At 58.3% G+C, this 14,117-nt stretch carries 12 protein-coding genes; 3 read left to right on the forward strand and 9 right to left on the reverse strand.

Going from position 1 to position 14,117, the window contains the following annotated elements; genetic code table 11:
• Positions 1–188: 188 nt before the first annotated feature.
• Entirely contained in the window at positions 189–1,226 is a 1,038-nt protein-coding gene (locus GTU67_RS12575; protein WP_185780473.1) for a zinc-dependent alcohol dehydrogenase family protein, read from the reverse strand.
• 221 nt (positions 1,227–1,447) lie between these two features.
• Between GTU67_RS12575 and ilvD the strand changes: the two genes are divergently transcribed.
• Positions 1,448–3,313 (forward strand): dihydroxy-acid dehydratase, encoded by a 1,866-nt coding sequence (ilvD, locus tag GTU67_RS12580; protein WP_185780418.1) that lies wholly within the window; start codon positions 1,448–1,450, stop codon positions 3,311–3,313.
• A gap of 110 nt (positions 3,314–3,423) precedes the next feature.
• On the opposite strand, the gene GTU67_RS12585 is transcribed toward ilvD, so the two are convergent.
• Positions 3,424–5,073 carry an FAD-dependent monooxygenase gene (locus GTU67_RS12585; RefSeq protein WP_185780419.1) on the reverse strand — a complete coding sequence of 550 codons (1,650 nt, stop codon included), beginning with the start codon at positions 5,071–5,073 and terminating at the stop codon, positions 3,424–3,426.
• Between the two features lie 227 nt (positions 5,074–5,300).
• Between GTU67_RS12585 and GTU67_RS12590 the strand changes: the two genes are divergently transcribed.
• Positions 5,301–6,227, forward strand: coding sequence for an AraC family transcriptional regulator (locus GTU67_RS12590; RefSeq protein WP_185780420.1), 927 nt, complete (start codon positions 5,301–5,303; stop codon positions 6,225–6,227).
• On the opposite strand, the gene thiC is transcribed toward GTU67_RS12590, so the two are convergent.
• Both thiC and GTU67_RS12600 read right to left on the reverse strand, forming a co-directional pair.
• Positions 6,220–8,133 carry a phosphomethylpyrimidine synthase ThiC gene (gene thiC, locus GTU67_RS12595; protein ID WP_185780421.1) on the reverse strand — a complete coding sequence of 638 codons (1,914 nt, stop codon included), beginning with the start codon at positions 8,131–8,133 and terminating at the stop codon, positions 6,220–6,222. The two genes, GTU67_RS12590 and thiC, sit on opposite strands and share 8 nt — an antisense overlap.
• Before the next feature lie 247 nt (positions 8,134–8,380).
• Positions 8,381–8,761 carry a helix-turn-helix domain-containing protein gene (locus GTU67_RS12600; RefSeq protein WP_185780422.1) on the reverse strand — a complete coding sequence of 127 codons (381 nt, stop codon included), beginning with the start codon at positions 8,759–8,761 and terminating at the stop codon, positions 8,381–8,383.
• Between the two features lie 107 nt (positions 8,762–8,868).
• Between GTU67_RS12600 and GTU67_RS12605 the strand changes: the two genes are divergently transcribed.
• The gene (locus GTU67_RS12605; protein WP_221893371.1) at positions 8,869–9,639 is read left to right on the forward strand and encodes a winged helix-turn-helix domain-containing protein; all 771 of its coding nucleotides are present in this window, start codon (positions 8,869–8,871) and stop codon (positions 9,637–9,639) included.
• Between the two features lie 106 nt (positions 9,640–9,745).
• Here GTU67_RS12605 and proB read toward each other — a convergent pair whose 3' ends face one another.
• The 5 genes from proB to argJ form a co-directional block, all read right to left on the reverse strand.
• Positions 9,746–10,882 carry a glutamate 5-kinase gene (proB, locus tag GTU67_RS12610; RefSeq protein WP_185780424.1) on the reverse strand — a complete coding sequence of 379 codons (1,137 nt, stop codon included), beginning with the start codon at positions 10,880–10,882 and terminating at the stop codon, positions 9,746–9,748.
• Positions 10,883–10,919: 37 nt separating this feature from the next.
• Positions 10,920–12,041: a GTPase ObgE gene (gene obgE, locus GTU67_RS12615; RefSeq protein WP_185780425.1), complete on the reverse strand. Its 1,122-nt coding sequence runs from the start codon at positions 12,039–12,041 to the stop codon at positions 10,920–10,922.
• Positions 12,042–12,127: 86 nt separating this feature from the next.
• On the reverse strand, positions 12,128–12,388 hold the full coding sequence (rpmA, locus tag GTU67_RS12620) for a 50S ribosomal protein L27 (protein WP_093969462.1): 261 nt from the start codon (positions 12,386–12,388) through the stop codon (positions 12,128–12,130).
• A 28-nt stretch (positions 12,389–12,416) separates the two neighbouring features.
• Positions 12,417–12,728: a 50S ribosomal protein L21 gene (rplU, locus tag GTU67_RS12625; RefSeq protein WP_123660885.1), complete on the reverse strand. Its 312-nt coding sequence runs from the start codon at positions 12,726–12,728 to the stop codon at positions 12,417–12,419.
• Between the two features lie 140 nt (positions 12,729–12,868).
• Positions 12,869–14,095: a bifunctional glutamate N-acetyltransferase/amino-acid acetyltransferase ArgJ gene (gene argJ / locus GTU67_RS12630; RefSeq protein WP_185780426.1), complete on the reverse strand. Its 1,227-nt coding sequence runs from the start codon at positions 14,093–14,095 to the stop codon at positions 12,869–12,871.
• Positions 14,096–14,117 lie beyond the last annotated feature (22 nt).

Below are 14,117 nucleotides of genomic sequence, written 5' to 3' on the forward strand. Positions count from 1 at the left end.
GAGGAACCAGCGATTCCAGCGTCACCATCTCAAGCTCATGCTGATAGGCAGTAGGTTCTTTTAGCATGCCCCATTATGAACAAACCCTCGGTTTTACGCGAGGGTTTGTCAGCAATCTGAAGCGCTCATGCGAGCGCCGTGGTTGATTCATTCCTCACGGCCCGGCGTATCTGACGCCGGGGCCTGGCTTAATCGTTGCTGATAATGACTTTCATCGCTTTTTCTTTGGCGGCGTTCCCGAAGACCTCGTAGGCTTTCGGGAAGTCGTTGAATGTAAAGCGGTGCGTAATTAACCCTTCGGGCTGCAAGCGGCCCGATGTTACGTTTTTGAGCAACATGGGGGTGGTGTTGGTATTGACCAGCCCGGTCGTAATCGTCACGTTCTGGATCCAGAGCTTCTGGATTTGCAGGTCGACGCTGGTGCCGTGCACGCCGACGTTGGCCAGATGGCCCCCAGGGCGGATGATGTTCTGGCAGACGTCAAAGGTTTGCGGGATACCCACGGCTTCTATGGCCACATCAACGCCGTCTTTGGTGGTGGCCTTGATATGCGCGGCGACATCGGTTTTGGTGCTGTTGATGACTTCGGTTGCGCCGAACTTCATGGCCATATCCAGGCGGGCGTCGTCAACGTCGACCATAATAAGGCGTGCCGGCGAATAGAACTGCGCCGTCAGTAAAGATGCCATGCCCACCGGGCCGGCCCCCACAATAGCCACGGTATCGCCCGGCTTTACGGCGCCGTAAAGCACGCCGATTTCAAAGCCAGTGGGCAAAATGTCGCTTAACATGACCAACGCTTCTTCGTCGGACCCGGCCGGAATCGGGTACAGGCTGTTGTCGGCATGAGGTATGCGTACGTATTCGGCCTGTGTGCCATTGATTAAATGGCCCAAAATCCAGCCGCCGTCTTCGCAGTGCGAATACATTTGCTTTTTGCAGTATTCGCATTTGCCGCAAGAGGTAATGCACGAAATCAGGACCCGGTCGCCGGGTTTGAAGTTACTGACGGCGTCGCCGACAGCTTCGACAATGCCTACGCCCTCGTGCCCAAGAATGCGGCCGTCGGTCACTGCGGGTACGTCGCCCTTGAGAATATGCAGGTCGGTGCCGCAAATGGTGGTTTTGGTTACACGTATGATGGCGTCGGTGGGGTGCAGGACTTTCGGTGTGTCGACCGACTCCCAGGCTTTTTGGCCAGGGCCGTGGTACACCATGGCATTCATCTTGTGGGGTAACGACATTGCGGGCTCCTTGGGTAGTGCCGCCGGCGTTGTTGTTGGGCAGGCGGCGGTGCGGCTTGTGGCCAGTGCTGTTGCAGGTCACGCCTAGAACATGTATTCATCGTGGCATATCAGGGGCTTGCCGAGTTTGATTTTGATCAACGCTAGCTCCTCATACTTGGTATCATTGAAAAATCCAAGCGCAACATTTGCAGAGAATTTCCATGCCCCAATATCGTTCCCGTACCTCGACTCACGGCCGTAACATGGCTGGTGCCCGCGCGCTTTGGCGTGCCACCGGCATGAAAGACGGCGACTTCGAAAAACCCATCATTGCCGTCGTCAACTCGTTTACCCAGTTTGTGCCCGGTCACGTTCACCTTAAAGACATGGGGCAACTGGTTGCCCGCCAAATCGAGGCGGCCGGCGGCGTAGCCAAAGAATTCAACACCATTGCGGTCGATGACGGCATCGCCATGGGCCACGGCGGTATGCTGTATTCGCTGCCCTCGCGCGAACTCATCGCCGACTCGGTCGAATACATGGTCAATGCCCACTGCGCCGACGCCATGGTGTGTATTTCCAATTGCGACAAAATCACCCCCGGTATGCTCATGGCCGCCATGCGCCTGAATATCCCGGTGGTGTTTGTGTCGGGCGGCCCCATGGAAGCGGGTAAGGTTATCGACCCCACCAGCAAAAAAATCATCATGAAGCTCGACCTGGTCGATGCCATGGTTAAAGCGGCTGACGATAAAGTGTCTGACGCCGAAGTGGCCGAAATCGAACGTAGCGCATGCCCCACTTGCGGCTCGTGTTCGGGCATGTTTACCGCCAACTCCATGAACTGCCTGACCGAAGCCCTGGGCTTGTCGTTGCCTGGTAACGGTACCATTGTGGCTACCCATGCGCGCCGTAAAACGTTGTTCGAAAACGCCGGCAAATTGGTGGTTGACCTGTGCAAGCGTTACTACGAACAAGACGACGCCTCGGTATTGCCGCGCAGTATTGCCACCTTCGAAGCTTTCGAAAACGCCATGACGCTCGACGTGTCCATGGGCGGGTCAACCAACACTGTTTTGCACCTGTTGGCCGCCGCCCAAGAGGCCGGCGTCAACTTCACGATGTCCGACATCGATCACATTTCGCGTCGCGTGCCCTGCTTGTCTAAAGTGGCGCCGGCGACCGACAAATACCATATCGAAGACGTGCATCGTGCCGGGGGCATTATTGGTATTTTGGCCGAACTGGCCCGGGCCGGTTTGCTGAATCTTGACGTGGGTAACGTGCATAGTGGCACGCTGGGTAACGCCATCAAGCAATGGGACGTCAAGTCTCCCGATGTCAACCCCGAAGTGCTCGAATTCTTCCGTGCGTCCCCAGGCGGTATCCCTACCCAGGTGGCGTTCAGCCAAGACCGTTATTACGACACCCTAGACGTCGATCGCGAAAACGGTTGTATCCGCGACAAGGCGCATGCGTATTCGCAAGACGGCGGCCTGGCGGTGTTGTACGGCAACCTGGCGCCCAACGGCTGTATTGTTAAAACCGCCGGTGTCGACGACAGCATTCTCAAGTTCACGGGCAAGGCCCGCGTCTACGAAAGCCAGGAAGACGCCGTTGCAGGCATTCTTGAAGACGAAGTCAAGGCGGGCGACGTCGTCATCATTCGCTACGAAGGCCCTAAAGGTGGCCCCGGCATGCAAGAAATGCTGTACCCCACGTCTTACCTCAAATCCAAAGGCCTGGGTGCGTCGTCGGCGTTGCTTACCGACGGCCGTTTCTCCGGGGGCTCGTCGGGGCTGGTTATTGGCCATGCCTCACCCGAAGCGGCCGAAGGCGGCAATATCGGTTTGGTCAACGATGGCGACACCATCGAAATCGACATCCCGAATCGCATCATCAATTTGGCGATTTCCGATGCCGAGCTCGAGCAGCGCCGCGCGGCTATGGAAGCGCGTGGAGATAAAGCCTGGAAGCCGGTAAGCCGCGAGCGTGTGGTGTCGCAGGCGTTGCTGGCCTACGCTGCAATGGCCACCTCGGCCGACCGTGGTGCGGTACGCGACATCAGCCAGCTGACGCGCAAGTAAAGCGGCAAGTGGTGTAAAAAACGGGGCTTCGGCCCCGTTTCAGATTGTTGATACCCCTCTGTTTTTTGCAGCGGGGTTTATTTTTTGCAATGCACTTTTGGCGCTGCCAGTTACCCTCTGCCTAAAGCGCAGGCCAGCACGTCTTCCATGTATCCGGGCCGTGCGTTTTCGTCTGAAGGCGCCTTCCATGCAATGAAGCCGTCGGGGCGGATCAGCACGGCGCCGCTGCTCGAGACCTGATAGCGAGACTCGAATTGGTGCTCGACGTCTTGGAGTGAGCCTGTCGGGTTCCCGACGGATTCGGTATTTGCAGGAGATTCGGCGTTCAAGACATGGACGGCGAGCGGCAGCCCCAGGATTTTTGCCGCGCCTGCCGCCGCTTCGGCCCACTTTCGGCCCGCAGCCCCGCACAGCAACAGGTGGTCTTTTGCGGCCAGGTCAAGCACGGCGCACGGTGTGCCGTTATGGTTAAGTCGCAAGTGCGGCGCCCGGCTGCCAGGGCGGCCTGTGGCGGTGCGCGGGTCTTCGTAAACCAGATTGTGGTCTTCTTTTAGCGTAGCGATGGCGGCCGAGCGGTATAAGTATCCGATTTCCATGTTCAGGTCGTCGACCAGGGGCTGCATGCCGGTGCGATCACGTTCCGGGTGGATTCTAAGCACGTAACGTGTGTAGGCCTGTTCGATGGTCAGCGCGCAAACAGGGCGACGCTCGGCATCGTAGGTACTTAAAAGTGCGGGTGCCGCTATGCCTTTGATGACCAGGGCCAGTTTCCAGCACAGATTATGTGCATCTTGCACCCCGGTATTGCCACCAAACCCACCCGTAGGCGGCACGACGTGCGCGGCATCGCCGGCCAGGAACACCCGTTGGTTTGAAAACGCCGTTGCGACATCGGCGACGGCGCGCCAGCGTGCTATGTCTTCAATCGCAATGGGTACAGTGGCGTCGCCAATGCCATCGCGAACCAGTGCTTCGGCCCGTTGCGGCGTAATGACGTCGGCAATGTTGTGTGCCTGCGGGTCGCTGATGTCGCCCGCAGTATTGACCACCAGAAACCCGGCTTCACCACTGCGCACCATACGGAAGAAGCCCCGCAGTTTGTCATTATTCACATAGATCACACCCAGATTACGGCCTTCAAGCCAACGACTGCAGTCGGCCTTGAAGTAGAGCGTGACGCTGTGCGACAGCTCGCCGTGTCCGGTCATATCGATGCCGAGCTTATGCCTGACCGGGCTGCGGTTTCCGTCGGCGGCAATCATGTACTTGGCGCGGATACTGTCTTCTTTACCCGTGTCGAGATGGCGTACCCTGGCCGTAACGCCCTGATCGTCTTGCGTGAAATCGACGAGTTCGGTGCTGTAGTTTAGTGCGGCGCCCAGTTCCTGGGCGCGCTCTCGTAGCAAGGGTTCCAGGCTTTGTTGTGTCATGAACAGCCGACGACTGGGGCTGTACTGCTCAACACCGGCATTCAGGTTGGCAATGTATTGGGCTATTTCCCGGCCGGCCAGCGACTCGACGGCGTTGATGCCGCCATCCGGATCAAACTGCGCTTCAGATGCTTTGCGTACGGCGGCTTCCAGGCCAATGGCTCGAAATGCCTCAAGCGTGCGTAAATGGAAGTGTCCGGCCCGGGGGTGAATGGCCGTCCCCTGATGGCGCTCGATGCAAAGGCACGAAATGCCCTGGTGTGCCAGCATGGCTGCTGCCGACAGCCCGACAAGGCTGCCCCCAATAACAAGAACGTCGGTATGAGTCATAGGAAGTCGAGGTTTTAGTTGAGAAGGCTTGACTTTACGTGAGCAGCGCGGCGGTCCGATACTCGATTTCTGTGGGTGCTTGTCAAATTCTGGATCGGGATTAACCCCGATGTGTGCCGTTGACGGAGGTGTCATGCTTTATAGTGATTGGGAGGCGAGACGATGACGTTCGCCTGAATTGACCGATAGACCATTAAACCGTGCGCGCCTGTGCGCAAAAGCAGCTTATGGCCAGCCAAGCAGAGTTTCCGTCCCGCGAGACCCATCGCATCGCTTCTTTGGCGGGTAATCGTCTTGTGGTGTCAAGCGAAGGCCTCGGCTGGCGGCATGTTTACGCATCGTTGGCTACCGAACAATCCTGGTCTGCTACGGTTCCGGCTGTCGATCACCTCTGTCTGGCGTACTGTGTCGCCGGTTCCGCGCATATCAGGCGGCGTCTGCCGGGTACGGGGCAAACGCACTCGGCCGACCTGCGGCCCCGATGTTTCGGCACAATCCCGCCTAACACCGAGTCGCAATGGCAGGTGGCTGGCGCGCCGCAGGTCATGCTGCTGTATTTGCGACGGACACTTGTCGAACAGGTTGTTGCCGAGGTGTACGAGGGCGATATGCGTCGCGCTGAAATCAGGCCCATACTGGGTGAGAGCGAGCCGCTGCTGGAGCAACTGGCGCTGGCCGTGTTGTCCGAATTGCGTGCGCCGTCCGGTACGGGCGGTCGCCTTTATACCGATGCTCTGGCACACACCATGGCGGTGCAAACTTTATATGCACTGGGGGACGGGGTCATTCGGCAACGGGCGCAAGCTGCGCAAAGTGCACGTATTTCCCGTCAGGGCGTACAGCGCGTGCTCGATTACATTGACACCGCGCTAGATCAGGACTTAAGCCTGGTTGCCCTGGCAGGCGTTGCCGACTATAGCCCTCATTTTTTTGCGCGCGCCTTTAAAAAGCAGGTCGGGCAATCGTTGCACCAGTATGTGGTTCAGCGCCGCATCGAGCGTGCCCGTCACTTATTGCTCAAGTCCGATCAGCCCATCAGTCAGATTGCGCTGCTGACGGGCTTTTCGGGTCAAAGTCATCTCACCAGTGTTTTCCGACGCCTGACAGGGACAACTCCAGCAGAGTTTCGTGCCACCGGTTTGCGTGTTATTTAGCGCGGGAATACAGCTGTTTGCCTTGTTTCACAAACTCTACGGCCTTTTCCTGCATTCCTAGCTGCAAGGCTTTTTCTGCTTCGACACCTCGCCCGGCGGCGTACTCTCGCACATCTTGTGTAATTTTCATGCTGCAAAAGTGGGGGCCGCACATCGAGCAGAAGTGCGCGGTTTTCATGGCAGCTTTGGGTAATGTCTGGTCGTGAAAATCGCGTGCGGTGTCGGGGTCAAGTCCCAGGTTGAACTGATCTTCCCAGCGGAACTCGAAGCGCGCCTTGGACAGGGCGTTGTCGCGAATAGCTGCTCCCGGATGCCCTTTGGCCAGGTCGGCCGCATGCGCTGCAATTTTGTAGGTAATGATGCCGTCCTTGACATCTTTCTTGTCGGGCAGCCCCAGGTGTTCTTTGGGTGTGACGTAGCACAACATGGCTGTGCCGTACCAGCCGATCAGTGCAGCCCCAATACCCGACGTGATGTGATCGTAGCCCGGCGCGATGTCGGTCGTCAGGGGGCCAAGTGTGTAGAACGGCGCCTCGTGGCAGTGTTTGAGCTGCTCGTCCATGTTCTGTTTGATCAGGTGCATAGGCACGTGACCTGGGCCTTCGATCATGACCTGTACGTCGTGCTTCCAGGCGATCTGGGTCAGTTCTCCCAACGTACGCAGCTCGGCAAACTGCGCTTCATCATTGGCGTCATGAATGGACCCTGGCCGCAATCCGTCCCCCAGCGAGAAGCTGACGTCATAAGCTTTCATGATCTCGCATATTTCTTCGAAGCGCTCATACAGAAAGCTTTCGCGGTGATGTGCCAGACACCATTTGGCCATGATTGAACCGCCCCGCGACACAATGCCGGTCAGGCGTTCGGCGGTCAGCGGGATGAAGGGCAGTCGCACGCCGGCATGGATCGTGAAGTAGTCCACCCCTTGCTCAGCTTGTTCGATCAAGGTGTCGCGGAAAATTTCCCAGGTCAGGTCTTCGGCTTTGCCATCGACCTTTTCCAGGGCCTGGTAAAGCGGTACGGTGCCAATGGGCACCGGCGAATTCCGGATGATCCACTCGCGGGTTTCATGGATATTCTTTCCGGTCGACAAGTCCATGACGGTGTCGCCGCCCCAGCGAGTCGCCCACGTCATTTTCTCGACTTCCTGGGCAATGTCCGACTGTAGGGCCGAATTGCCGATGTTGGCGTTGATCTTCACCAGAAAGTTACGGCCAATGATCATCGGCTCAAGTTCGGGGTGGTTGATGTTGGCCGGGATGATCGCCCGTCCGCGCGCAATCTCGTCGCGTACGAATTCGGGCGTGATGATGGTCGGAATACTGGCACCCAAAGGCGCGCCGGGGTGCTCCCGTGTCAGTTGCCGATACATGCGCTCGCCCTTTTGGCCTAACGCCTTCAGGCTGTCCAGGTAGGCGTCGCGTCGCAGGTTCTCGCGAATCGCTACATATTCCATTTCCGGCGTCACGAGCCCGCGGCGGGCGTAGTGCATTTGGGTTACGTTGCGACCGGCAATAGCGCGACGCGGCAAACGTTTCAAATCGAAGCGCAGGGCGTCGGTTGCGGGGTCGTGCCGACGTGCCTGGCCAAATGCACTGCTTGGGCCGGGCAGCCGCTCTGTGTCGTCGCGCTCGTCGATCCACGGCGTTCTGACCTCTGCCAGGCCCTTGCGAATATCAATGATGACATCCGGGTCGGTATAGGGGCCGCTGGTGTCATATACCGTAATGGGCGGGTTGGGTTCCTCTCCATCCACGTCCGGGGTGGCGTGTTGCGAAATTTCGCGAAAAGGCACGCGGATATCCGGGCGGGATCCGGTTTGGTAGATTTTGCGGGCGTTGGGGAAAGCCTGGACGGCGGCGGGGTCGGCCTTGGCCGATGCAGAAAGCGGGGGGAGGGTGGTCATAGTTGCTCCAAAATGACACTATGGAGCCGAATAGGGAGGCAACAGCACTGAAGGATTTTGCTCCCGGCATCGGCATTATCCGTACTGGTACAAAGGGTTTTTCTCAACCTGCCCGAAGGCAAGTACCCCTGCATGAGCGCGCAGTATAGGAGATTGGGGGAAATTGTGCCAGCCCGCGCGTGCATCTTGCGCGAAATGGAGCGTAGCGCTATGGGTAGCGCCGCCGGTTGTGGGGTGTTGTGCTTTTTTAGCCGGCGCCGCTGTTTCGCGTCCAGGTCAGTATCACGTCCTCAATCATGTGTCGCTGTTCTGAAGATAATGACTGGACGTCGGCAATGCTGATCCGCTCAAAGGGCCAGGTTGCGGCGGTTTGATTGGCCAGACTGTTGTCCTGCAGGGTCAGCAGGGCCACGGGTTGTGTTTCGATGGGCCCAACGCCTTCGGCCAGCCACAGTGGGTTTACCTTTAATGCGGCAGCCAGTTTCAGCAGGTGCCGTGGGCTGGCACGCAAGCGGGTTTCGTAGTTCGAGATGGCGCCCTGGGAAACTTTCGCGGCCTGCGCCAGCTTCTTCTGGGTCAGGTCGCGCAGCTTGCGCGCGTATTTAAGGCGTTCGGATAAGGTGTTCACAAACGTGATTGAAACGCTTGATTCAAACACGTTGGTAATAATTAAAAACACGTATGTGATATTCAGGTTAAATTAGCGGTTAGATTTTTTATGACGTTTTGAAAAATATGACGACAATGTCGCTACCGCTCATCTTGTGGTACGGGCCAGAAGACACGCCCGCTCAGGTCTCCGAACAAGACTTCGCTGCCTGTTGCAAAACACTGGGCGCTGCGGGCTTTGAACGTGTCAGTTGCAAGAACGCGTCGCAATTGTTGTCGAAGGCGGCCATCCTGGCACGACAACGCGCACCGGGGGCTAAAAGCGGCCCGCCGCATATGTTTGCAGTGTTGTGCGGCATGCTGGCCGAAAACGCCGCACTGGCGCATTTATTGCGTACCGATTTTCCGCATATGGGCATTGCTGCGTTTGTGCCCAACCTGCACGAAGACACCCAACTGCTGGCGCTGCAATCGGGTATCGATATATATTTCACGCCAACGGCGTCCGACCGCCTGGTAGTGGCGGGCGTGTTTTCGTTGTTGCGGCGTATGGCCGGCATCGACCCGGTTGCCCCGGCATCTAACGCCTCGCCCGCATGGCGTTTTGCCGAGAACGCCTGGAAGCTGATCAGCCCTGATGGGCAAGAAGTGGCACTGACAACGACCGAGCGCGCCTTTATGCTGGCGCTGGCGTCGTCGCACGAGCGCAGTGCAACGCACGAGCAATTGTTGAAGGCGGCAGGCAGTTTTCTGGCGACCGAAGCCGAGGGCGTAAAACGCGAACGATTAAGCGTGCTGGTCAGCCGCCTACGTCGTAAATTTCAGGCGCGCAACCTCGAGCTGCCGGTGCGTTCTTTGCACGGCACAGGCTATATGTTTGTAGGGCCGATGGCGTAGGCGAGGCAGCGCTGTTACCACGCCCGAGCTTGCAAGGCATAACAATGTGTTTGCCAAAGCGGCAGCCCGGCACAAGCTAGCGCCGGGATCAAGCGTTCAACCCGGCCTACGATTGCCGCAAGAACACCATATTGTCGCGATGCATCAGTTCGGCATCCGACATGCTGCCGAGTATCTCGGGGATACGTGCCGTGGGCTGGCGCATGATGCGCCGTGTGTCGGTGGCCGAATAGTTGATCAGGCCACGGCCGCATTCGCGACCCTGCTGGTCGATACAAGCCACCACATCGCCACGCTCGAAGTCGCCTTCTACATTGATGACGCCAATGGGCAGCAGGCTTTTGCGTCCGCTGGTCAGGGCCTTGACTGCGCCGTCATCCAGGGTGACTTTGCCGCGCAGCCGCAGGTGATTGGCGATCCAGCGCTGACGCGCAGACCTTACCGGGAGCAGGGCGCGCAGCTCGCTGCCGATACGTTCGCCGTTGGCCAGTCGCTGCAACACATGGGGCTCGCGACCCGATGCAATAATGGTGTGGGCCCCGCTATTGGCCGCGCGCCGTGCTGCCATTACTTTTGTGAGCATGCCACCTGTTCCGATGCCGCTGCCGGCGCCGCCCGCCATGGATTCCAGGGCCGGGTCTCCGGCCTGCGCCACTTGAATCAGTTCGGCGTCGGGGTTTTTGCGTGGGTCAGCACTAAACAGACCTGCCTGATCGGTAAGAATAATAAGCGCGTCGGCCTCGATGAGGTTGGTGACCAGTGCGCCTAGCGTGTCGTTGTCGCCAAAACGGATTTCATCGGTAACGACGGTGTCGTTTTCGTTGACGATGGGCACCACGCCCAGCGACAGCAAGGTGTACAGCGTCGTGCGGGCGTTCAGGTAGCGTTCGCGGTCGGCCAGGTCTTCGTGGGTAAGCAGAATTTGTGCTGTACGAATGCCATGACGTGCAAAGGCAACTTCGTAGGCTTGTACCAGGCCCATCTGGCCGACAGCGGCAGCAGCCTGAAGTTCGTGCATGGCCTGCGGCCGCTTGGCCCATCCCAGCCGTGCCATGCCTTCGGCAATGGCGCCGCTGGATACCAGCACAACCTCGCGCCCTTGCTGGTGCAGGGCGGCGATTTGCGCAGCCCATTCACCGACAGCGACCAGGTCGATGCCTCGCCCTTCGTTGGTGACCAGAGAAGAGCCGACTTTGGCAACGATACGTTTCGATTTGGCGACGACTGAGGTCTCGGAAGACATGGCTGAAACTGAAGTAAAAAGGGAGGGCGATGCTGTGTCAGGGGGCGTCGGGCGTTTCGGCCGGACCACGGGTATCGTCAAAGCGCGGGTCTTCGGCAACATACGAGCCGTCGGCCTTGTCGGATGCCGTATTGGCGCGCTGTCGCTCTTCGTCGAGCCAGTCTTGCAGTGCCCAGATCAGGTCCTGGGTGCCTTCGCCGGTAAGTGCAGAAATGGCAAAAACCGGGCCGTTCCAGTCAAGCGCCTTGCAAATGCGCTTTTTGACGTCTTCGGGGTCGGTCACCATGTCGAGCTTGTTAAGTACAAGCCAACGGGGTTTGTCGTACAAGGTTTGGTCGTACTTGCGAAGCTCTTCGACAATGGCCTTGGCGCCTTCAACTGCAGGGCCGACCGGGTCGATGTCGGGGTCGGGCGAGGAGACATCGACCAGATGCAACAGTACCCGTGTGCGCGATAGATGGCGCAAGAACAAGTGCCCCAGCCCGGCGCCTTCGGAGGCGCCTTCGATGAGCCCGGGGATGTCGGCGATAACAAAGCTGCGGGATTCGGACGTGCGTACAACACCCAGGTTGGGGTGCAACGTTGTAAACGGGTAGTCGGCAATTTTGGGGCGTGCGTTTGAGACCCGGCTGATGAAAGTTGACTTGCCGGCGTTGGGCAAGCCAAGCAGGCCGACATCGGCCAGTACTTTAAGCTCGAAGCGCAGGCGGCGCTGCGCGCCTTCTTGGCCATAGGTAAACTGCTTGGGTGCGCGATTGGTACTGGACTTGAAGTGCAGGTTGCCTTTGCCGCCGTCGCCGCCTGCCGCCAGCGTAACTTGCTGGTTGTGGCGATCGAGGTCGAACAATTGCTCGCCGGTGTCGGCGTCGAAGATGGTGGTGCCAACCGGCACGCGCAACGTGATGTCGGGGGCAGCTGCGCCGTATTGGTCAGACCCGCGGCCGTTCTCGCCGTTTTTGGCGCGATGCAGGCGCGAATAGCGGAAGTCGATAAGGGTATTGATGTTGCGGTCGGCGATGGCATAAATACTGCCGCCACGCCCGCCGTCACCGCCGTCAGGCCCACCCCTGGGGATGAACTTTTCGCGGCGAAAGCTCGCGGCGCCGTTACCGCCCTTACCGGCAATAACTTCGATGGTGGCTTCGTCTACGAATTTCATGGGGCCCGTCGCTTAAAAATTAAGAAGATATTCTAAAACAAAAAGCCCTACCGGCTGGTAGGGCTTTGCGCGCAAGATTGCAGAGCTTAGTCAGCCGATACAACCGATACGGTGCGCTTGTTCAGTGCGCCTTTAACGGCGAACTTGACCTGGCCGTCGACCAGCGAGTACAGCGTGTGGTCTTTACCAATACCGACGTTGACGCCGGGATGGAATTGCGTGCCACGCTGACGAACAATAATGGAACCGGCGTTAATAGCCTGACCACCGTAAACCTTTACACCCAGTCGTTTCGATTCTGAATCGCGACCGTTCCGCGTTGAGCCGCCGCCTTTCTTTTGTGCCATGTTTAGCTCCTGATGACCTTATCCGAAATTACACGTTGACAGTGTCAATGCGCAGTTCGGTGTAGTTTTGACGATGGCCTTGACGCTTTTGATAGTGCTTGCGACGGCGCATTTTGAAGATTTTGACCTTGTCGTGCCGACCTTGCGCAAGAACAGTTGCCTTGACCACGGCACCGGCGACCAAAGGAGTACCAATTTTAAGCTGGTCGCCTTCGCCTACTGACAATACCTGGTCTAGCGAGATTTCTTGCCCGATGTCTGCTGGTATCTGTTCTACCTTGAGTTTTTGGCCAGCGACAACACGATACTGTTTGCCACCGGTTTTTATGACCGCGTACATGTGGGAATACCTCAAAAAAATATCTTGGCAAAACGCCAAGCTGGCTATTATGGCCTAAAAAACCGTTTGAAGTCAACAGCTAAGGGCCGGTAACCGTGTGCCAGGCGCCCCGGCTGTTGTGTTTTGGCAAGGGTGCAAACTTACGAGCGGTAGTCGGCGTTGATGCTGACATAGTCGTGCGAGAAGTCGCAGGTGTAGACGGTTTCGGTGGCGTTGCCACGCCCAAGTGCAATACGTACCTTGATTTCAGCGTCTTTCATGATGCGTTGCCCGTCTGCTTCGATGTAGTCGGGGTGCCGCTGGCCGTTGCTGGCCACCAGCACGTCGCCCAGCCACAGGTTGACGCCGCCGACGTCCAGATCGGCAATGCCGGCATAGCCAATTGCAGCCAAAATACGGCCCAGGTTTGGGTCGCTGGCGTAGAAGGCGGTTTTGACCAGGGGCGAGTGAGCCACTGCATAGGCCACTTTAAGGGCTTCATCGGTATTGCCGGCGCCTTCGACCTGGATTGTCATGAACTTGGTGGCGCCTTCGGCGTCGCGCACGATTTTTTGCGCCAGCTCAAGGGCGGCTTCGGCCAATGCCTGGTAAAGCGCGGCGTAGGCGGGGTGTTCGCGCGAGTCGACCGACAGCCCGCACTGGCCGGTGGCCATGACAATGAACGAGTCATTGGTCGACGTGTCGCCATCGACGGTAATACGATTAAATGACTGGTTGGCCAGGTCGCTGGCTACTTCTTTAAGCAATGCCGGCGCAATACCTGCGTCGGTCGCCAGGTACCCCAGCATGGTGGCCATATTGGGCTTGATCATGCCGGCGCCTTTGCTGATGCCGGTAATCGTCACGGTGTGGCCGTTGATGTCGACACGACGGGAACTGATTTTGGGCAGGGTGTCGGTGGTCATGATGCCGTAGGCGGCGTCGAACCAGTTGTCTGGCGCCAGGTTGCCGATGGCTGCGGGCAGCCCGGCCACCAGGCGATCGACTGGCAGGGGTTCGAGAATCACGCCCGTGGAAAACGGCAAAATTTGATGGGCTGATAGCCCCAACAGTTTGGCCAGTGCTTCGCACGTGTCGTGCGTGGCTTTAAGCCCGGGGGCGCCGGTGCCGGCGTTGGCATTGCCGGTGTTGACAACCAGCGCACGAATTTCAGACCCCGATGCCAGGTTGGCCTCGCAGACCTGCACGGGCGCAGCCCGGAAGCGGTTTTGCGTAAACACGCCGGCAACGGCGGTACCAGGGGCCAGACGAAAAACGGTCAGGTCTTTGCGGTTGGCTTTACGGATGCCGGCTTCGGCGATGCCGATTTCGATGCCGGCGACCGGAAATACACTGGATTTTTCGGGGATTTGCAAATTGACGGCCATGGCTGCACTCGCACAAAAAATG

The organism is Pusillimonas minor (genome assembly GCF_014237865.1).
Taxonomy (GTDB): Bacteria; Pseudomonadota; Gammaproteobacteria; order Burkholderiales; family Burkholderiaceae_B; genus Neopusillimonas; species Neopusillimonas minor.